The following is a 20,490-nucleotide window of genomic DNA, read 5'->3' on the forward strand; positions in this document are numbered from 1 at the left end:
GGGATGGACTTACCTCTGGTGCACCAGTTGTCACGCCAGTGGCACAGCTGGGTAGCTATGTAGGGACGGGATAAACGCTGAAAGCATCTAAGCGTGAAGCCCACCTCAAGATTAGATTTCCCATAACGTTAAGTTAGTAAGACCCCTGGAAGACTACCAGGTTGATAGGTCAGAGGTGTAAGTACAGTAATGTATTAAGCTGACTGATACTAATAGGTCGAGGGCTTGATCAATTTAATTAATTCACTATGCAATTTTGAATGCAACATTCGAAAGCAATTTTGAATGAATAATTCAAAAAACAACAAAATAATCTGGTGATTATAGCTTGAAGGCAACACCCGTTCCCATTCCGAACACGATGGTTAAGCTTCAACACGCTGATGGTACTGCATGGGTGACTGTGTGGGAGAGTAAGTCGTTGCCAGGTAAATAAAAACTCTACTTTTAAATAAGTAGAGTTTTTATTATATTACAAAACTTATAAATTATAGGGTTTTCAATATAAAAATTAATTTATTCATAAAATATATCGTTGATTTGTCTAGCGTAGAAACAATGTATAAATCAAGATCTAGGGTAAAAACTCTATATAAATTATAAAATAAGGTTGACAATTTCAAGGGTTATTGTATACAATAAAATAAGCGACAATAATGCTAATTATGATATAAAAAGGATTATTGTATCTAAAAAAATAAAAAATTGGAATTTGTAAATTATTAGCTCTGAATTAAAAAACCTAAGGGAAACTATGGTCTTTTAATCTGGGTGCTACTGGAAACGGTTGTGCCTCCCGTGTTTGGAAAGGAGATATATTACATGTTTTTTTGTAATCTTCTTTTTTATAAAAAGTAATTTATTTTAGAAAAGGGGTTTTTTGTCGTGAAAAGAAGTGTATCAATTTTATTATCAGCAATGTTATCAATATTATTATTGGTAAGTGTAACAGGTTGTGGAAAGCAAGTTGAAAATGAAGGAAAAGAAAAAACTAATCAAGAACAAAAAAGTAATGAAGAGTCAAAAGGCACAGAAGAAAAAATTAATGAAGAAGGAAAAAGTATTATACTAGCAACAACTACTAGTACATATGATTCAGGTCTTTTAGATTATTTACTTCCTAAATTTACCGAAGAAACTGGAATTGAAGTAAAAGTAGTTCCTTTAGGAACAGGTGCAGCTATTGAGCTTGCACAGAATGGAGATGCAGATTGTCTTCTTGTACATGCAAAAGCTAAAGAAGAGGCTTTTATTGAAGCGGGTTATGGGCTAGAGCGTTTTGATGTAATGTATAATGATTTTGTTATTGTTGGTCCAGAAAGTGACCCTGCAGGATTAAAAGAAAAAGCACCATCTGATCCAGTGGAAGCTCTTAAATTAATAGCAGAAAGTAAGGCAACTTTCATTTCTAGAGGTGATGATTCAGGTACTCATACAAAAGAAAAAGATTTGTGGGCAAAAGCATCTATAGAGCCATCAGGTGATTGGTATGTTTCAGCTGGAAAAGGTATGGGAGATGTAATACAAATGGCTGAAGAAATGGAAGGATATACTTTAACTGATAGAGCTACATATTTATCTATGAAGGATAACTTGACTTTAAATGTGGTTACTGAGAAAAATGATTCACTTTATAATCAATATGGAGTTATAAGAATAAATCCAGACAAAAATGAAATTAAAGAAGAGGAAGCAAATCAATTTATCGATTGGATATTGAGTGATGAGGCACAAAAATTAATTGGTGAATTTGGAGTGGAAGAATTCGGACAACCGTTATTCACACCAAACGCTAAAAAATAGGTGGAATTAAAATTATGCTTAATATAAATATGAATGAATTAATACTTGTTATATCTATGTCATTGATAGTTTCTTTAACGGCTACAACTATTGCAGCTATATTAGGTATTTCTTTGGCTATAATTACAGCAATTGAAGATTTCAAGTTAAAAAAGTTTATATTAAGGATTACTGATATTTTAATGAGTATTCCCCCGGTATTAATGGGGCTTTTAGTATACATACTTATATCAAGAAAAGGCCCCTTAGGGGGTCTTCATTTGTTATTTACGCCTATAGCTATGATTATAGCTCAGACTTTGCTTGTTTTTCCAATAATATATGGACTTTCTGTAAGTGCTATAACTCCTAAGGCATTAGAAGTAAAAAGGACTTGTATAACTTTGGGGGCAAATAACAAACAAGTTATCTTTAATATAATAAATGAATGCAAGATACAACTACTTTCAGTTTTAACAGCAGGTTTTGGCAGAGCCATATCTGAGGTAGGAGCAGTAATGATGGTGGGAGGAAATATAAAAAATCATACTAGGGTAATGACAACATTTATTGCTCTAGAAACAAGTAAAGGAAATTTTGAAGGAGCTATACTAATTGGCTTTATACTTTTAATGATATCATTTATAATTAATTATATACTTAATATATTGAAAACTAGAGATTAAATAATAGTACTAAAAAAAGGACTGGTATAAAGTGAGGATAGAATATAAAGATTTAGAAAAAAAATATGATAATAAAACAGTTCTTAAAATTAATAAATTTCCTATTGAAGAAGGTAAAATTTATTCTGTGCTTGGATTTAATGGAAGTGGGAAAAGCACTTTATTAAAGTGTACCGTGGGTATTGAACCTCTTTCTAAAGGCGTAATAAGTTATGATGGCTGTTATGATATAAACTTGGTAAGAGATGAAATTTCTTATATGGAGCAAAAACCTTATATATTTAATACTACAGTTGAGAATAATATAGCTAAAGGTTTGATATTTAGGGGAATAGAAAAAAATATAATCCACGAGAAGTTAAAAAAATACATAAGTTTTTTTGATATGGAGCATTTTTCACAAAGGAATGCATTGTTATTGTCTGGAGGAGAAAGTTCAAAAGTAGCCTTACTTAGAACAGCTATTTTAGAAACAGAAGTTACTCTTTTAGATGAGCCAACCTCTTCTATGGATGTGGAAAGTACATTAAAAGCAGAATTTTTAATAAAAAGTATAAAAGATAAAAAGAGGTCTGTTATAGTTGTTACACATGACATTTTTCAAGCAGAAAGAATTAGTGATTATATAATATTTATGGATAAAGGTAAAATTATTGAATTTGGAAATAAAAATAAAGTCTTAAAAAATCCAAGTCATCCATTAGTGAAAAATATACTGAATAAAATTTAGAAAGTGGTGATTAAATATGATTAAAACAGCAATTTTGACCATAAGTGATAAAGGGTCAAAAGGGGAAAGAACAGATATAACTGGACCATCAATAAAAAAATTATTGAACCAGGATATATTTTTAGTAGAATTTTATAAGATAATTCCAGATGAAATTGATATAATAGAGAAAGAACTTATAATTTTAAGTGATGAATTGAATTTTGAATTAATTCTCACCAATGGAGGAACCGGTTTTTCTCAAAGAGATGTTACCCCAGAAGCTACAGAGAGAGTTATTACGAAAAAAGTTCCAGGCATAGCTGAAGCTATGAGATTAAATTCGCTTAAGATAACTCCTAAGGCTATGTTATCAAGAGCTATATCAGGAATTAGAAATAATACATTAATAGTTAATCTGCCAGGTAGCCCTAAAGCAGCTACAGAAAATTTAGAGTTCATAATGGATGCACTTCCTCACGGTATTGAAATTCTTAATGGAACTGCATCAGAGTGTGCTAGAAAGTAGGAATAGATATGGATTTATTTAAAGTTGCAACCATTGAACAAGTTAAAGATATAATTAATGATAATTTTCAGTTTAAAGTACAAGAAGAAACAATAGCAATAGAAGAAGCATTAGATAGAATAACTTCAAGTGAAATTTTTTCTCAGGATTCATTACCTCATTTTAATAGATCTACTGTCGATGGATATGCAGTAAATTCAAGGGATACGTATGGAGCATCTGAAACAATACCATCCATTATGAACTTAAATGGAGAAATATTAATGGGGATGGAAGCAACACAGAATTTGGATTTTCCAGGAGAATGTACTTATGTTTCTACTGGTGCAATGCTTCCTGATGGCGCAGATGGGGTTGTGATGATAGAGTATACAGATTTATTGGATCAAAACACAGTATTGGTAAAAACTTCTGTGGCACCATTAGAAAATGTGGTTCAAATAGGTGATGATGTATTTGAGGGAGAATTAATTATTAATAAAGGCCAAAAGCTAAATTCTTATCATTTAGGTTTGTTATCTGGAGTGGGAATAAAAGAAGTGAAGGTATATAAAAAACCAATGGTAGGAGTTATATCTACAGGCGATGAAATAGTTGCACATGAAAAACAGCCTAGAAAAGGTGAGATAAGAGATGTAAATTCAATTTTATTATCTTCAATGGTGAAGGAAAATTTTTGTAGCGTAATTAATTATGGCGTAATTAGTGATGAATTTAATTTATTAAGAGACAAGGTAGAAAACGCATTAAAACAATGCGATTTACTTCTAATATCTGGGGGTACATCTGTAGGTAAAAAAGACCAAACTATTAAAGTTATAAATAGTATAGAAAATTCCAAGTTTTTAATTCATGGAGTAGCATTAAAGCCAGGTAAACCTACTATTATAGCTAAAGTAAATGAAAAAGCAGTATTTGGTTTGCCAGGACACCCTTTAGCAGCAGCTGTGGTATTCAATAGAATAGTAAAGGATTACATATATAAAGGCTTTAATTATAAAGAAAACAAATATCCTTTAAAAGGAGAATTTAAAATAAACTATCATAAAGCCAAAGGAAGAGAAGAATTTTTATTAGTAAATATTAATAATGTGAATGGAAAATTAGAGATACAACCTATATTAACAAAGTCAGGAATAATTTCAAGTATAGCAAAAGCACAAGGATATGTTATTATCGAAATGAATAAAGAAGGGTTAAAAGAAGGTGAAATAATAGAAGTTTATACTCTTTAAAGTTTATATTCTTTAAAGTAAATTGGAGGCGGAAACACAAATGAATAGAAATGTTTATTTATCAAATATAACTTTAGAGGAAGCGATAGAAAGATTTCGCGAAAATATTAATTATACTGAAAAAAATAGTGAGAAAATAAATACTATAGACTCTTTAGATAGAATTACTCATGTGCCTATTTTTGCAGAGATGTCATCTCCATTTTATAATTCATCAGCTATGGATGGAGTAGCTACCATAAGTGAAAAAACTTATGGAGCTTCAGAAAAGAATAGAATTATTTTGAATGAAAATATAGATTTTATTCATGTAGATACAGGTGACCCAATTCCTAAAGAATTTGATTCGGTAATTATGATAGAGGATTTAATTAAAGTAGATGAAACAAAATTTCAAATATATAAAAGCGCGGTACCGTGGCAAAATATTAGACCTTTAGGGGAAGATATTGTAGAAAGTCAATTAATTCTATCTTCAAAGCATAAAATACGTCCTATAGATATGGGAGCGTTACTAACTGGTGGTATTAATGAACTAGAAGTATATAAAAAAATATCAATAGGTATAATTCCTACAGGTACAGAAATTGTTGAACCAGGTTCTAAATTAAAGGTTGGAGATATCATAGAATTTAATAGTAGAGTATTTGCATCTCAAATTAAGCAATGGGGTGGAGTAGCAACTAGATATAATATTGTAGAGGATAATTATGAAAAAATAAAAGAAGCTGTAGTAAAAGCTTCACAAGAATGTGATATGATTTTAATAAATGCAGGATCTTCAGCAGGAAGAGAAGACTTTACAGTAGATGTTATAAAGGAATTAGGAGAAGTGTTTCTTCATGGGGTGGCTATAAAGCCAGGTAAACCTGTTATTTTAGGCAAAGTTAATGATAAGCCAGTAATCGGTATTCCGGGTTATCCAGTATCAGCATATTTTATAATGGAAAATTTAGTTAAAAAAATTGTTGAAGATTTTTGTGGAATAGCAACGGTTAATAAAAAAAGTTTAAAAGCAACATTAGCAAGAAGAGTAATGTCTTCTTTGAAATATCATGAATTTGTTAGAGTTAAACTAGGGTATGTAAATGAAAAATTAGTGGCGACTCCTTTAAGCAGAGGAGCAGGACAAACTATGTCTTTAGTTAATGCTGACGGAGTGCTTCATGTACCACAAAACATTGAAGGTTTTGAAGAAAGAGAAGAAGTTCAAGTTGAACTTTTAAAAAGCGAAGAAGAAATAAAAAATACTTTAGTTTGTATTGGAAGTCATGATCCTATTATAGATATTATAGGTGAACTTATGCATGCTGATAATGATAGATGTTTCCTTTCATCAGCACATGTAGGTAGCTTTGGTGGAATAATGGCTTTGAAAAACTATGAAACCCATATAGCACCTATTCATTTGTTAGATGAAACTACTGGAAATTATAATAATGCTTATATAGAAAAATATTTAAAGGGCAAAAATATTGCTTTAATTAAATTAGTTGACAGGGTTCAAGGAATTATGGTGCGAAAGGAAAATAAGGCTAAAGTTAATCAGTTGTCAGATATAGTGGATAATAAACTAAAGTTCGTTAATAGGCAAAGAGGTTCAGGCACGAGAATATTATTTGATTATAAACTTAAAGAATTAAATATTAATCCAAGAAATATTAATGGATATGAAAGAGAGGAATTTACACACTTAGCGGTAGCGGCAGCTATAGCTAATGGAGATGTAGAGTGTGGATTGGGGATATATTCTGCAGCTAAAACTATGAATTTAGAATTTATACCTTTGACTCATGAGTGCTATGATATAGCTATTCCTTTAGAATTTTTAGAATTACCTTTTGTTAAAGAATTTATTAAAGTAATTACAAGTGATGAATTCAAAAGAAAATTAAAAGATTTAGGCGGGTATGATTATAAACATATAGGCGAAATAATATATCCACAAGAGGTGATAGAATGATAGATAAATACGGAAGACAAATTGATTATGCAAGAATTTCTATTACAGACAGATGTAATTTTAGATGTAGATACTGTATGCCAGAGAAAGGTATAGAAAAAAAAACACGTGATGATATTTTAAGATTTGAAGAGATTATTCCGTTAATAAAAGCATTAAGTAAGTTAGGAGTAAAAAAGATTAGGTTTACAGGTGGAGAACCTTTAGTTATGAAAAATATTACAGAATTAATATATAAAACGTCACAAATTGAGGGAATAAAGGATATTGCTTTAACAACCAATGGATATTTATTAGAAGATATGGCGCAGGAGTTATTTGATGCTGGCTTAAAACGAGTAAATATTAGTTTAGATACTTTAGATGCGGAAAAGTTTAAGTATATTACAAGAGGCGGGGACTTATTAAAAGTTTTAAGAGGTATAGAAAAATGCTTAAGTATAGGGTTAACTCCCTTAAAGATTAATACTGTTTTAATAAAAGATTTTAATGATATGGAAATAATTGATTTCATAAATTTGACTAAAGATATAGAATTAAATGTGCGATTTATTGAAATGATGCCTATAGGAGAAGGTAAACAGTTTTACGACAAAGGAATAATTACTGCAAATCAAGTAATTGAAAGAATACCACAGCTTGTACCTATAAAATCTAAGGAAAAAACAGTTGCAAAGGTATTTGCTATTAAGAATCATAAAGGAAATATAGGATTTATAACACCTTTAAGTTGTAAATTCTGTGATGAATGCAATAAAATTAGAATTACGAGTACAGGTACTTTGAAACCTTGTTTACATTCAAAACAAGAAATTAATTTAAAACCATATTTAAACAATGAAGAGGAATTATTATCTTTATTAAAAATTTCTATATTTGATAAACCTAAAGAACACTTTTTAAGCGAAGAAAATGTAACAAGAACATTAAGAAGAATGAATCAAATAGGAGGGTAAAATGGAACTTTCGCATATAAATGAAGAAGGAAGAGCAAAAATGGTTGATATAAGTGAGAAAACAGATACTGTTAGGGAAGCAACGGCTTTTGGTAGTATATCAATGAAAGAGGAAACTTTGAAAAGAATAAGTGAAGGAGAAATAAAAAAAGGAGATGTATTAGCAGTTGCTCAAGTAGCGGGTATAATGGGAGCTAAAAACACTCCAAATATCATTCCTATGTGTCATTCTATTTTTATGTCTGGTTGCGATATAAAATTTCAGTTAGATTTTGATAATAATAAAGTGGATATTTACGCTACAGCAAAAACTATAGGGAAAACAGGAATTGAGATGGAGGCTATAACAGCAGTTAGTTGTGCAGCTATAACAATTTACGATATGTGCAAGGCTATAGATAAGGACATGGTAATAAATAATATTATGCTGATTAAGAAAACAGGTGGTAAGTCAGGAACTTTTGAAAGAAAGGTGGATAAATAATATGGGTATAATTTTAGCAGTTAATATAAGTGAGAAAAAAGGAGTAATTAAAAAACCTATTGATAAAGGATACTTTATAGAAGATCACGGACTTGATGGGGATGCACATGCAGGAAAGTGGATTAGACAAGTAAGTTTATTAGGGCAAGAAAGTGTGGATAAAATGACAGCACAAGGAGCAATTGGTTTATGTGTTGGAAAATTTGCAGAAAACCTTACTACTGAAGGTATAGTTTTATATGAACTTCCGGTTGGTACAAAATTAAAAATAGGTGAAACAGAAATGGAAGTAACTCAAATCGGTAAAAAATGTCATGCAGGATGTGAAATAAAAAATCTAGTAGGTGATTGTATTATGCCTAAAGAAGGAATATTTACTAAGGTATTAAAGAGTGGATGGATAAAACCAGGTGATGAGATAGTTATTTTAAAGGATAATTAAAGAGTTTTGATAGTGAATGTAACTGAGCTTAAATGAGGTTTAATAATAAATAAAAGGTACCCTATAGAGAGATAAGAAATTACTCTATAGGGTATCTTGTTTTTTGAAATAATAAGGTGTTAGAAAAGTATCTTACAATAAGTGGTGGAGTGCAAAAACAAAACATAACTGAACTCAAAAAAAAGAATATTTATATTGACAAAGAGGTTTAAAGTGTATACAATTATAAATATAAAGAGTATTCAATAAACACATGAAAAATATTACAATTATGTAGTTGAAAAGATAAAAAATATTGATTTTTTTATTCAATTGTATAAATGGGTATTTTGTTATTTAATAATAAATCTGTTAAGTAAGGAGAATAAAATGTACGATCGCAGAAAAATAAAAGATATAAAAACTAATTTATTTCATGTACCGTTAAGAGAATCGCTTTCTGATGCAAAACATGGCACTCACACATTTTTCGAACTTATTACTGTTACTGTTTGTTTAGAAGATGGTTCTGAAGGGACAGGCTACACATACACAGGAGGTGTAGGTGGAAGAGCTATATACGATATGGTTGAGTATGATTTAAAACCAATATTGATTGGAAAAGATGGGGACAAGGTAGAAGCTTTATGGGATGAAATGAATTGGAAAGTTCATTATGTTGCAAGAGGTGGAATTGCATCCTTTGCAATATCAGCTGTTGATATTGCATTGTGGGATATTAGATGCAAGAATGCAAACTTGCCTTTATGGAAGATGGTTGGCGGAGTTAATGATTCAACAAAAGCTTATTACGGAGGAATTGATTTAGCATTTTCTCAGGAAAAACTTCTTGACAATATTAAGAATCAGTTAGCAAAAGGTCATACAGCAGTAAAAATAAAATTAGGAAAAGAAACGCTTCAAGAAGATATAGAAAGAGTAGCGGCAGTAAGAGAATTATTAGGACCAGAAAAAGTTTTTATGGTAGATGCTAATTATTCATGGTCGGTAGAAAAGGCTATTAAAGCAGTTAAAGCATTAGAACCCTATGATATTTTGTGGTTAGAGGAACCAACTATTCCATGTGATTTTAAAGGTTATGCAAGAATTGCTGATCATTCTAACATTGGTATTGCAATGGGAGAAAATCTTCACACCATATATGAACATAGACATGCTATGGAAATAGGAAAGGTAAGTTTTATTCAACCAGACGCATCTAATATTGGTGGAATTACTGGATGGATTAAAGTAGCACATATGGCGGAAGGATTCAATATACCAGTATGTACACATGGTATGCAAGAATTACATGTAAGTCTTTTGTCAGGAATACCGAATGCAGGATATTTAGAAGTGCATAGTTTCCCAATTGATGAATATACAATGAGACCTTTAGTATTAAAGAATGGTAGAGCTATATCACCAGATGTATCGGGTACAGGTGTAGAATTTGATTGGAAAAAACTTTCACAATATAAAATTGAAATGTAATTTTGTTATTAACTGAAATTTTAATTGATTGTTAGTAAATTTAAAAAATATAAATATAAAATAAAAAACATGGGAGGATTTAAAATGATTTTAGATCAATTTAATCTTGAAGGAAAAGTAGCTATAGTAACAGGAGCAAGTACTGGTTTAGGACAAGGAATGGTATTAGGAATGGCTGAAGCTGGAGCTAATGTAGTTGGTGTTGACTACGTTGAAATGCCAGAAACACAAGAAATGGTTGAAAAACTTGGAAAGAAATTCTTAGGAATTAAAGCAAATTTATTAAGCCTTGATCCAATTGAAGGAATAATAGAAAAAGCAGTTGAAACATTTGGAAAAGTTGATATATTAATAAATAATGCTGGTATAATTAGAAGAACAGATGCAATAGATTTTGAAGAAAAAGATTGGGATGATGTAATGAACATAAACATCAAAACAGTATTCTTTTTCAGCCAAGCAGTAGCTAGACAAATGATTAAACAAGGTACTGGTGGAAACATAGTTAGTGTTGCATCAATGCTTTCATTCCAAGGCGGAATCAGAGTTCCTTCTTATACAGCTAGTAAAAGTGGAGTTATGGGTGTAACTCGTGCTATGGCTAATGAATGGGGTCAATATGGAATAAACGTAAATGCTATTGCTCCTGGTTACATGGCAACAAATAATACTGCAGCATTAAGAGCAGATGAAAAAAGAAATGCTGAAATCTTAGGAAGAATTCCTGCAGGAAGATGGGGAACACCTGAAGATGTTAAAGGCGCAGCTGTATTCTTATCATCTGATGCTTCAAGATATATCCAAGGATATACTTTAGCTGTAGATGGTGGATGGTTATCAAGATAGTTTAATAATAAAATAACTTAAAATAAAGGAATACATATGTATTCCTTTATTTTAAGTTATGAGCAATAATATTGTTTGAGGTGGAATACTAATGTTTGGAGTATAATTAAACAGTCTATATTTGTAGAATGTCATAAATATAGCATATTATGAGTTCTAAAAATCTAGATTTATTGAATTTTTACTTATAGTATAATATAATATACAGGATAAGAATATTATTTTTGAGATTGGTCGTGAAAATAAAATGAGCGTTAAGAAAAGTGATTTAAGAGATGTTGCTTATGAAAAAATACTACATAAAATATTACATTACGAACTTTCGCCAGGGGAAGTTGTATCAGTTTTAAATTTAGCACAAGTACTTAATATGAGTAGAACTCCTGTAAGAGAAGCTGTTGTTAAATTGATTGAAGATGGATTAATTGTGGTTGAAAATGGAAAAAATTTAATAAAATCAATATCTTTGAATGATATTAATGAAATATATCAATTGAGAGAAGCTATTGAAACTATGTGTGTAAAAATTATTATAAAAAATAATGGTGGTCTGACAGATAAGCAAAAAAAACATTTAGAAAATATTCAAAGTAAATTTAAAATGAGTATTGAAAACGAAGATTTCGAGATGAATTTTGAACTGGATAAATTATTTCATGAATCATTAATAGATTATGCAGGAAATGAAAGAATGAGCGAAATTAGTAAAAAAATGCAGATACAAAGCCAAAGGTTTCGTTGGTTAACAAAAATCACACCAAAGCATTATGAGATTACTTTAAAGGATCATCAAGATATTCTAGATAGTATATACGCATTAGACTTAGTAAAAGGAAAAGATTCAGTAATAAAGCACATGGAGAATTCCTTGGATGGTTATAAAAATATATTAGAAAATAATGAATGGAAAAAGACATTTTATACTATGAGTCAACTGTTTTAAAGGATTCTAATGAGGTGAAAATAAATATCTTTATAAAAAAAGCTGTAATACATAAATAATGTATTGCAGTTTTTTTTATAATAATACGCTTATGGAATTCTGGATTGATTATATAGTGTATACAATATTCGATTTGATAGGAATATTAAAAATATAGTATTATTATTAACTTTTATTATGTGAGTTCAAACTATATAAAATTATCTATTACCTTTTCTATAATGGTTAATGTTAACAACTATTTTATCTAAAAATATTCACAAGTAAACTATTAAGTTAATATATCAATAGAACAATTGAAAGAACAAGATATAAGCTTTTATCGCTAATTACTTGTGCTAATTATTTGTAGTAGCGTACTTATAGGTATATCTAATTATTGAATTTAAATTTCTAATTAACAAAATCTAATTTCAGTTTATTAGGTTTCTTATATAACAATTTAGCGTTTTGCAAGTGATGAATATGGCACAGTAAGACACTATAATAAATGAACTGTATTCTTAGAATAAATAGTAATACAATTTGTTGACAAGAGAATTAAAGCAGTATATAATATAAATATGAATACGATTAGTTCTAAAAAATGAATACAGTGAAAACGTAAACTGAAACTGTGTGATAACTTGAAATTGTATTCTGAGGTATTAAAATATAGTTAATACAAGAAAAGGGAGAAAAGTTTTATAAAGGGAATTATAAATACTTTCTAGTAATGTAAGTGACAAAAAAAGAAATCAAAATTAAAAGGAGTTGAGCATGATGAAAACTAAAAATGAAGTAGGTATAGTTGATAATAAAAGAACTATATTAAAAAAAGCATTTAAAAGGGATTATTTTTTATATATGCTTTTGATTTTACCGGCCATATATTTTCTTGTATTCAAATACATACCAATGTATGGTATAATTTTGGCTTTTAGAAAGTTTGTACAAGGTCAGTCAGCTTTTGGAGTGGAGTGGGTTGGTTTTAGATATTTTAAATTGTTTTTAACAGATAAAACATTTTGGAATATATTTAAAAATACTGTTTTGCTAAGTTTAATGAACTTGGTAATAGGATTTCCATTACCTATAATATTTGCTCTTTTATTAAATGAGATTCATAATAATGCTTTTAAAAAAGTAGTACAAACAGTATCTTATTTACCAAAATTTCTTTCTACAGTAATAGTAGTTGCAATGATAAATATATTACTTTCTCCTTCTACAGGGATTATAAACGATATCATAGCTAAATTTGGAAATAAACCTATATTCTTCTTAAATGAGATAGAGTGGTTTAGAACTATTTATATAAGTTCTGATATTTGGCAATTCATGGGATGGAATGCTATTTTATATATAGCATCATTAGCATCAGTAGACACTCAGCTTTATGAGGCAGCTGTAGTAGACGGAGCAAATAAGTGGAAGCAAATGATACATGTTACAATACCAGGAATTATGCCTACAATAGTTATAACTTTTATATTAGCGGTTGGATATATGTTATCTGCTGGCTTTGAAAAAATATTATTATTGTATACTCCAAGTACTTATCAAGTAGCAGATGTTATTCAAACATTTGTTTATAGAGTAGGATTAGTAGGGAATAATTTTAGTTACGCAACGGCAATTGGTCTTTTCCAAGCACTTATAAGTTTAACATTGCTTTGGACTACAAATCATTTTGCTAGTAAATATACAGACTATAGTTTGTGGTAGGAGGAGTTATTATGAAATATGAAAGTAAGAGTTATAAAGCATTTAAAGTATTAGACGTAGTTATATTATTATTAATAGCTTTTATTACGCTATTCCCATTTATATATTTATTTTCAATATCATTTAGTAGTTCAAAAGCTGTTTTAGCAGGAGGAGTTAATTTTTACCCAGTGGATTTTAATTGGGGAGCATATAAAGGTATTTTGGAACAAAGTAATTTTTGGCTAGGATATAAAAATACAATTATATACACAGTATTTGGAACACTTATTAGTTTGTTTATGACTATAATTTGTGCATACCCTTTATCTAAGAAAAATTTAGTAGGTTCAAGCATATTTTTGAAACTTATTGTTTTTACAATGTTCTTTGGTGGCGGATTAATACCAACATATTTATTGATTCAAAAAATTGGATTAGTAAATACTAGATATGCAATTTTACTTCCAGGAGCTATAAATGCTTATAATGTATTAATTATGAAGACGTTTTTTCAAGGTCTTCCAGAAAGTTTAGAAGAAGCGGCTAAAATTGATGGTTTAAATCAAATAGGAGTATTAATTAAAATTGTTTTACCGCTATCAAAACCAATAATAGCTACTATAACTTTATTTATATCAGTTGGATTTTGGAACGATTGGTTTAGTAGTTTAATATTTTTAAATAATGATAAGCTTTACCCAGTAACCTTATTTTTAAGAAATATTATAATGGGTACTACTATGGCATCAAAGAGTGGACAAACAATGGATGCATCATCTGCACAATCATTACCTCAAACACTTCAAGCAGCAGCTACTATGTTAGTTGTGCTACCTATATTATGTGTTTATCCATTTGTTCAAAAATATTTTGTACAAGGTGTAATGATAGGTTCAATAAAAGGATAAAAAAGTACTTTACCTAAATTAAAAGTATAAATCACTAATTAAAAAATAGTGATTATATAAAAAAACAAAAACTAAAAAGATTTAAGGGGGAGTTATCAATGATAAGAAGAAGTAAAAAATTTGGTATTATCAGTTTAACCTTGGTTTTGGCAATGAGTATGAGCCTTTTGGCAGGATGTGGTAAGAAAACAAATGACTCAGCAAATGACGCAGGGAACCAAACTGATGAAGTTACTGAAAGTGGTATGGTGTCAGACACACCAATTAAGTTCACAATGCTTTATGCAGATAATGCATCATATCCGTATAAAAGTGATTGGATTATTTGGGATAAGATTAAAGAAGCTACAAATGTAGAATTTGAAATTCAATCAGTACCAGATTCTGACTATACTACTAAAAAACAAATAATTTTCAACTCCGGAGATATTCCAGATATTGTTACAAAAACAGCAGCTCTACCAGAAGATGCACAAAGTGGAATACTTTTACCAATTAGTGATTATCTAGACAAGTTACCTAACATGAAAAAGTATTTAGACGAAAATGGATTTGATGCCGATATGGATAATTTAGTACAAGAAGATGGTAAATTCTACACTTTACCAACAAAATGTAAAGATACAAGAATTCAACTACATTCTTGGTTAATAAGAGAAGATATATTTGAAAAAAATAATATTGCAATTCCAACTACATTGGATGAAGTATATGAAGCTGGAAAGAAATTAAAAGAAATATATCCAGACTCTAAACCAATAATAAACAGATTTGGTTCAGGAAACATTTTAAGCGTTATTGCACCAGGATTTGGAACACAAGCTGGATGGAATTTAGGAAACAGTGGATATGTGTATGATGAAGAAAGTGATAAATGGGTATTTGCACCAACTAGTGATAACTACAAAGAAATGCTTACTTATATGAATAAGTTATATACAGAAGGAATATTAGATCCAGAATTCACTACTTTAGAAAGTGCAACATATGAACAACTAGTTACTCAAAGCGAAACATTTATAATGATTGATTGGGTAGGAAATCAAAACAGATATAATTTAGAAGGACAAAAAACAGATCCAGATTTCAATGTACAACCTTTCTTCCCAGTTAAAGGAGCTGATGGAGACTATGCTGTTCCAAGTGCAGCTAAATTCGAACAAAGTTGGGTTATACCTGCATCAGTAAAAGATGAGCCATACTTCAATACATTACTTAGATTTATTGATTGGTGCTACACAGAGGAAGCAGCAGAAATATTAACTTTTGGTGTAGAAGGAGAAACATTTGAAAAAGGCACTGATGGCAAATTATCTTATATTGATATAAGTAAAGACATTTCAAAAGAATTTGGTTTAGGTAACAACTCTTTATCCGTGAGAGTTCATAAAGACTTTAATTATGCTTTTAATGGAGAAGAAATATCTAATTTATTTGATGAAATAGATAAAGCAGGAGCAGTTAAAGCACCAGAACCTGGAATAAGATTAAGTGGAGATGAAATTGAAGAAGTAAAATTATATTCTACTGCACTTACAGATTATATAAATGTTATGACAGAATCATTAATTTATGGTAAAGAATCATTCTCTGATTGGGATAAATTCGTTACTGAATATCAAAATAAAGGAAGCGACAAATTAGGCGAAATATACAATACAGCATGGACAAGACAAAATACTAAATAGTATGATTAAATAAATAAAGATATTGCAGGAGAAGATTAATTGTTCTTGCAATATCTTTATTGTATATTAATATAAAAATAATGCCTTAATTAATAAGGAGGGCTTATGTTATACAAAGATAGAACTAAATCAATTGAAGAAAGAGTTGAAGACTTACTTTCAAAGATGACACTAAAAGAGAAAGTAGGCCAATTAAATCAAAAAATGCTTGGGTGGAATGCATATAAAATTGAAGAGGATCAAGTGATTTTAACAAAAGAATTTTTAGAGGAAGTGGAATTTGGAGATGGTGTAGGGGCGATATATGGATTATCAAGAGCAGATGGTTGGAATAGCCATTTGACAATGGGAGTAAATACAAAAGAAAGTGTAAGAATTGCTAACAAGGTGCAGAAATATATTATAGAAAACACAAGACTGGGAATTCCTATTTTAGTTGTAGAGGAATGTCCTCATGGTCATGAGGCTATTGAAAGTACAACCTTTCCAACGAATATTGGCATTGGTTCTTCTTGGAATACAGATCTTTATGAAAAAGAATGTCATATTATTGCTAAAGAATTACGTGGAAGAGGAGGTCATCTAGCATTAATTTCTACTCTTGATATAGCTACAGACCCTAGATGGGGAAGAACAGAAGAGTGTTATGGGGAAGACCCTTATCTAAGTAGTAAATTTTGCGAAAGTGCAGTAAGAGGAATACAAGGAAATGGTAAAGAAGATTTAAAAAAATTAGATAGAGCGGTTGTTGTTTTAAAACATTTTTGTGCTCAAGGGGCTACTATTGGTGGTCATAATGGCAAAGCAACAAATATTGGACAAAGAGAATTGCATGAAATACATTTACTGGGAATGAAAAAGGGTGTTGGAGCAGGTGCACTTGGATGTATGGCTGCTTATAATGATATCGATGGTATCCCCTGTCATATAAATAGAAAATTGCTTACAAATATATTAAGAGATGAGATGGGTTTTGAGGGAATAGTTATGTCAGATGGCTGTGGAGTTGATCGATTATTATCAATTACTGGAAGTCATATTAAAGCAGGTGCTGATTCATTATATGCAGGAGTAGATTTGAATTTATGGAATAAAGCTTTTCTTGAACTTGAAGAAGCTGTTAATAAAGGATTATTGTTTGAAAAAGATTTGGATATTGCAGTTAAAAGGGTTTTAAGTGTTAAATTTAAATTAGGATTGTTTGAAAATCCATATGTAGATGAAATATCTGCTGAGTATATTGTGGGTTCTAGTGAAGCCAAAGAGGTAGCTTTAAAAATGGCAAGAGAAGTTCCGGTTTTGCTTGAAAATAAAAATGATATATTACCACTAAAGGATTCGATAAAACGAATTGCTGTAATTGGTCCAAACAGTGATAAAATATATAATCAACTTGGGGATTACACTCAGTGGCAAACGGATGAAAAGGTAACAACGGTATTAAAAGGTATTAAAATGCATAGTCCAAAAACTACTGAAGTATTATCAGCAACAGGCTGTTCAATTCGTAGTTTTGATACAAGCGGGTTTGCAGAAGCTATAGATATTGCTGAAAAAGCTGATGTGATAATTTTAGTTTTAGGAGGAAGCAGTACAAGAGAACCAGGTATGAATTTCCAAGATAATGGAGCTATATTTATGGATAAATTCACATCAGAGATTGATTGTGGAGAAGCAGTTGACTTAGCTGATATTAAATTGGGTGGCGTTCAAGTGCAACTTGCAAAAGAACTTAAGAAATTAGGGAAACCTATTGTTACTATTCTTATTCAAGGAAGACCTCATGCCATTCCTTGGTTAAAAGAAAATTCAGATGCAATTTTATGTGGTTGGTACCCAGGAGAAAAAGGTGGAGAGGCCATTGGTGAAATTGTTTTCGGGAAGACTGTTCCGAGTGGAAAATTATCTATAAGTATGCCTTCTTCAGTGGCACAATTGCCTGTTTACTATAATCGTAAAGATTTAACTGATTATATTGATATGAATGCAAAACCTTTATATGAATTTGGATATGGGTTAAGTTATACAACATTTAATTATGAAAATTTTTCTTTAAATCACAATAAGTTATCAGTTGATGCTATAAAGGCTGGTAAAAGATTTGAAATTGATTTTGATATCCTAAATCAAGGATTTTTTGATGCCGAAGAGGTTGTTCAGTTGTATATTTATGATATGGAATCTTGTATTACAAGGCGAATAAAAGAACTAAAAGATTTTAGAAAACTAAGTATACCTAAAAATGAAAAAGTAAGAACGAACTTAAGTGTTGGATTAGAAGAACTTAGTATATATGATTATAATATGGATTTTGTATTGGAACCAGGAAATGTAAGAATAATGATTGGAAGTAGTAGTGATAATATTGTTTATAGCCATATAGTAAGAATTGAATAAAAAGATGGTTAATAGAAAAAAAAGGAACATAATATATTAAAAATACACTTACTAAAGTATAAGATTTTTTTAGTAGGATTACATAGTATAAAATGAAAGTTATTAGTAGTTGAGTTCATTAACTGTGGGAATAATAGATGCTATAATATTTATAAAAAAGATAGGATGTGTGTAAAATATGAATTCAAGAGAAAGAATATTAACAGCACTAAATGGAAAAATCCCTGATAGAGTACCATTCTTTGATTACGTTGATGATGAGATGGAAGTAAAGTTAATGGGTAAGACGGATTATACAGAGTTAGATATTGCAGAACTTATGGAATTTGATGCAATACGTTGTAAAAATTTTTTTCCACCTTTTTTTATTGAAGATAATAAAGGAACACAATCCCATGGAGATGGAATTATTAAAATTAGAGATGACCTTAGAAAAGTAAAACTTCCTAAGTTGGATGACAATTTCTTTGAGTATCCAAAAAAATTTATTGATAAATATGGAAAGCTAGATTACGCACTTTACTATAGATCAAGAATGGGAGTTTCAGGTGTTTTAAATAGTATGGGATTAGAAGGGTTTTCTTATGCAATGATGGATGATATTAAAACTGTAGAATTGCTGTTAGAAATGTATACAGAGTGGGTAAGTGAGCTTTTAGATAAAACAAAACATATGGGGTTTGACTTTGTTATGTTTTCTGATGATATGGCATACACAACTGGGCCTATGTTTTCACCACAAGTATTTAAAGAATTATTCTTACCTAGATTAAAAAAAGTTACAGAGCATATAACTACTCCTTGGGTATTTCATAGTGACGGGAAATTAGATTTATTAATGGATGATTTATTATCACTTGGTATGAATGGAATAAATCCACTAGAGCCAGAATCCATGGATATTGAAAAAGTAAAAAAAGAAATTGGCCATAAATTATGTCTTATTGGAAATATATCCGTAGATACTTTAACTAGGGGCACCGTTGAAGAAGTTGAAGCACAGGTGAAGAAAAGAATTGAAACAATAGGTAAGGGTGGGGGTTACATTGTTTCTAGTTCCAATAGCATTGCATCTTATTGCAATACTAAAAATGTTATTGCTTTTAAAGATGCAGTGGTTAAATATAGGAATTGCTATAACAAATAAGATAGGGAGTTATTAAAAATTTTTATTTAAAAATATATTACTCAGTTGAGGAGGAAAAGTATATGAAATGGGAAAAAATTTTAAGAATAGTAGAAGAGCAAGAAAACGTTTTGCATTTCAAACATTTCACAAATGAAGATGCTTGGGAAGTAGGGAATATTATTGTGGAAGAAGCTAGAAAAAATAAATTTCCTGCTGCAATCAGCATACGATTAAATAATGGATTTACAGTTTTTCAATATGGATTTAATGGAACAGGTTTAGATCATGAAAATTGGATGAAAAGAAAAGAAAATACAGTTAAAGTAAAAGCAATGAGTTCAATGCGTGCTGAAGCAATTCTAAAAACTCAAGGTATAACACTTGCAGATTGGTTTTTAGAATCTAAAGATTTTTCAACTTGTGGAGGTGGATTTCCAATACATGTTGATGGAGTGGGAATTATAGGGACAATCATTGTATCAGGAATCTCGGTTATTATGGATCACGAGCTAATTATTGAAGGGTTATGTAAGTATTTAAAGGTTGAATCTTTAGAAAGAATCAAAGAAGATTAAATATTTTGTAGTTGGTAATTAGTTTACTGAACTTGGTTCATAAAGCTTGTGCAAAA

Annotated in this window: 18 protein-coding genes, 2 rRNA genes and 1 riboswitch; all 20 genes read left to right on the plus strand. The window is 30.0% G+C overall.

All coding sequences use genetic code 11. From position 1 onward, the window contains the following. Positions 1–233: ribosomal RNA gene (locus BUB83_RS13470) — 23S ribosomal RNA — on the plus strand; the annotation flags it as partial. 80 nt (positions 234–313) lie between these two features. Further along, positions 314–430 (plus strand): 5S ribosomal RNA (rrf, locus tag BUB83_RS13475). A 284-nt stretch (positions 431–714) separates the two neighbouring features. Beyond that, positions 715–830: riboswitch (molybdenum cofactor riboswitch) on the plus strand. 88 nt (positions 831–918) lie between these two features. Then, positions 919–1,803 carry an ABC transporter substrate-binding protein gene (locus tag BUB83_RS13480; protein ID WP_073339072.1) on the plus strand — a complete coding sequence of 295 codons (885 nt, stop codon included), beginning with the start codon at positions 919–921 and terminating at the stop codon, positions 1,801–1,803. Between the two features lie 14 nt (positions 1,804–1,817). Beyond that, on the plus strand, positions 1,818–2,468 hold the full coding sequence (locus BUB83_RS13485) for an ABC transporter permease (protein ID WP_073338992.1): 651 nt from the start codon (positions 1,818–1,820) through the stop codon (positions 2,466–2,468). 31 nt (positions 2,469–2,499) lie between these two features. After that, on the plus strand, positions 2,500–3,198 hold the full coding sequence (locus tag BUB83_RS13490; protein WP_073338993.1) for an ATP-binding cassette domain-containing protein: 699 nt from the start codon (positions 2,500–2,502) through the stop codon (positions 3,196–3,198). Positions 3,199–3,214: 16 nt separating this feature from the next. Next, positions 3,215–3,706, plus strand: a complete 492-nt coding sequence (locus BUB83_RS13495; protein ID WP_073338994.1) for a MogA/MoaB family molybdenum cofactor biosynthesis protein — start codon at positions 3,215–3,217, stop codon at positions 3,704–3,706. 8 nt (positions 3,707–3,714) lie between these two features. Beyond that, a complete protein-coding gene (locus BUB83_RS13500) occupies positions 3,715–4,941 on the plus strand; it encodes a molybdopterin molybdotransferase MoeA (protein ID WP_073338995.1) in 1,227 nt (408 codons plus the stop codon). A gap of 40 nt (positions 4,942–4,981) precedes the next feature. Beyond that, complete coding sequence (locus BUB83_RS13505) at positions 4,982–6,904, plus strand: molybdopterin biosynthesis protein (protein ID WP_073338996.1); 1,923 nt, start codon at positions 4,982–4,984, stop codon at positions 6,902–6,904. Continuing rightward, positions 6,901–7,860: a GTP 3',8-cyclase MoaA gene (gene moaA, locus BUB83_RS13510; protein ID WP_073338997.1), complete on the plus strand. Its 960-nt coding sequence runs from the start codon at positions 6,901–6,903 to the stop codon at positions 7,858–7,860. Before BUB83_RS13505 ends, moaA begins: the two co-directional genes overlap by 4 nt. A 1-nt stretch (position 7,861) precedes the next feature. Then, the gene (gene moaC, locus BUB83_RS13515) at positions 7,862–8,344 is read left to right on the plus strand and encodes a cyclic pyranopterin monophosphate synthase MoaC (RefSeq protein ID WP_073338998.1); all 483 of its coding nucleotides are present in this window, start codon (positions 7,862–7,864) and stop codon (positions 8,342–8,344) included. 1 nt (position 8,345) lies between these two features. Then, a complete protein-coding gene (locus tag BUB83_RS13520) occupies positions 8,346–8,786 on the plus strand; it encodes an MOSC domain-containing protein (RefSeq protein WP_073338999.1) in 441 nt (146 codons plus the stop codon). Positions 8,787–9,155: 369 nt separating this feature from the next. After that, complete coding sequence (locus BUB83_RS13525; RefSeq protein WP_073339000.1) at positions 9,156–10,259, plus strand: mandelate racemase/muconate lactonizing enzyme family protein; 1,104 nt, start codon at positions 9,156–9,158, stop codon at positions 10,257–10,259. 84 nt (positions 10,260–10,343) lie between these two features. Next, complete coding sequence (gene kduD / locus BUB83_RS13530; RefSeq protein ID WP_073339001.1) at positions 10,344–11,105, plus strand: 2-dehydro-3-deoxy-D-gluconate 5-dehydrogenase KduD; 762 nt, start codon at positions 10,344–10,346, stop codon at positions 11,103–11,105. Positions 11,106–11,352: 247 nt separating this feature from the next. Then, positions 11,353–12,048: a GntR family transcriptional regulator gene (locus BUB83_RS13535; protein WP_073339002.1), complete on the plus strand. Its 696-nt coding sequence runs from the start codon at positions 11,353–11,355 to the stop codon at positions 12,046–12,048. 762 nt (positions 12,049–12,810) lie between these two features. Next, positions 12,811–13,755, plus strand: a complete 945-nt coding sequence (locus tag BUB83_RS13540; RefSeq protein ID WP_341465354.1) for an ABC transporter permease — start codon at positions 12,811–12,813, stop codon at positions 13,753–13,755. Positions 13,756–13,766: 11 nt separating this feature from the next. Next, positions 13,767–14,645, plus strand: a complete 879-nt coding sequence (locus BUB83_RS13545) for a carbohydrate ABC transporter permease (RefSeq protein WP_073339004.1) — start codon at positions 13,767–13,769, stop codon at positions 14,643–14,645. A 98-nt stretch (positions 14,646–14,743) separates the two neighbouring features. Further along, positions 14,744–16,333: an extracellular solute-binding protein gene (locus tag BUB83_RS13550; protein WP_073339005.1), complete on the plus strand. Its 1,590-nt coding sequence runs from the start codon at positions 14,744–14,746 to the stop codon at positions 16,331–16,333. Positions 16,334–16,438: 105 nt separating this feature from the next. After that, on the plus strand, positions 16,439–18,730 hold the full coding sequence (locus tag BUB83_RS13555; RefSeq protein ID WP_073339006.1) for a glycoside hydrolase family 3 N-terminal domain-containing protein: 2,292 nt from the start codon (positions 16,439–16,441) through the stop codon (positions 18,728–18,730). A 178-nt stretch (positions 18,731–18,908) separates the two neighbouring features. Continuing rightward, positions 18,909–19,877 carry a uroporphyrinogen decarboxylase family protein gene (locus BUB83_RS13560; RefSeq protein ID WP_073339007.1) on the plus strand — a complete coding sequence of 323 codons (969 nt, stop codon included), beginning with the start codon at positions 18,909–18,911 and terminating at the stop codon, positions 19,875–19,877. 62 nt (positions 19,878–19,939) lie between these two features. After that, positions 19,940–20,434, plus strand: a complete 495-nt coding sequence (locus tag BUB83_RS13565) for a heme-degrading domain-containing protein (protein WP_073339008.1) — start codon at positions 19,940–19,942, stop codon at positions 20,432–20,434. Positions 20,435–20,490 lie beyond the last annotated feature (56 nt).

The organism is Clostridium grantii DSM 8605 (assembly GCF_900129965.1).
GTDB classification, from domain to species: Bacteria; Bacillota; Clostridia; order Clostridiales; family Clostridiaceae; genus Clostridium_AF; species Clostridium_AF grantii.

Bases quoted from the DNA above. Each gene is read 5' to 3' on its own strand.
- BUB83_RS13560 (WP_073339007.1), top strand. From the start codon at position 18,909: ATGAATTCAAGAGAAAGAATATTAACAGCACTAAATGGAAAAATCCCT.
- BUB83_RS13520 (WP_073338999.1), top strand. From the start codon at position 8,346: ATGGGTATAATTTTAGCAGTTAATATAAGTGAGAAAAAAGGAGTAATT.
- moaA (WP_073338997.1), top strand. From the start codon at position 6,901: ATGATAGATAAATACGGAAGACAAATTGATTATGCAAGAATTTCTATT.
- BUB83_RS13555 (WP_073339006.1), top strand. From the start codon at position 16,439: ATGTTATACAAAGATAGAACTAAATCAATTGAAGAAAGAGTTGAAGAC.
- moaC (WP_073338998.1), top strand. From the start codon at position 7,862: ATGGAACTTTCGCATATAAATGAAGAAGGAAGAGCAAAAATGGTTGAT.
- BUB83_RS13535 (WP_073339002.1), top strand. From the start codon at position 11,353: ATGAGCGTTAAGAAAAGTGATTTAAGAGATGTTGCTTATGAAAAAATA.
- BUB83_RS13500 (WP_073338995.1), top strand. From the start codon at position 3,715: ATGGATTTATTTAAAGTTGCAACCATTGAACAAGTTAAAGATATAATT.
- BUB83_RS13525 (WP_073339000.1), top strand. From the start codon at position 9,156: ATGTACGATCGCAGAAAAATAAAAGATATAAAAACTAATTTATTTCAT.
- BUB83_RS13495 (WP_073338994.1), top strand. From the start codon at position 3,215: ATGATTAAAACAGCAATTTTGACCATAAGTGATAAAGGGTCAAAAGGG.
- BUB83_RS13540 (WP_341465354.1), top strand. From the start codon at position 12,811: ATGAAAACTAAAAATGAAGTAGGTATAGTTGATAATAAAAGAACTATA.
- BUB83_RS13565 (WP_073339008.1), top strand. From the start codon at position 19,940: ATGAAATGGGAAAAAATTTTAAGAATAGTAGAAGAGCAAGAAAACGTT.
- BUB83_RS13505 (WP_073338996.1), top strand. From the start codon at position 4,982: ATGAATAGAAATGTTTATTTATCAAATATAACTTTAGAGGAAGCGATA.
- BUB83_RS13480 (WP_073339072.1), top strand. From the start codon at position 919: ATGTTATCAATATTATTATTGGTAAGTGTAACAGGTTGTGGAAAGCAA.
- kduD (WP_073339001.1), top strand. From the start codon at position 10,344: ATGATTTTAGATCAATTTAATCTTGAAGGAAAAGTAGCTATAGTAACA.
- BUB83_RS13550 (WP_073339005.1), top strand. From the start codon at position 14,744: ATGATAAGAAGAAGTAAAAAATTTGGTATTATCAGTTTAACCTTGGTT.
- BUB83_RS13545 (WP_073339004.1), top strand. From the start codon at position 13,767: ATGAAATATGAAAGTAAGAGTTATAAAGCATTTAAAGTATTAGACGTA.
- BUB83_RS13485 (WP_073338992.1), top strand. From the start codon at position 1,818: ATGCTTAATATAAATATGAATGAATTAATACTTGTTATATCTATGTCA.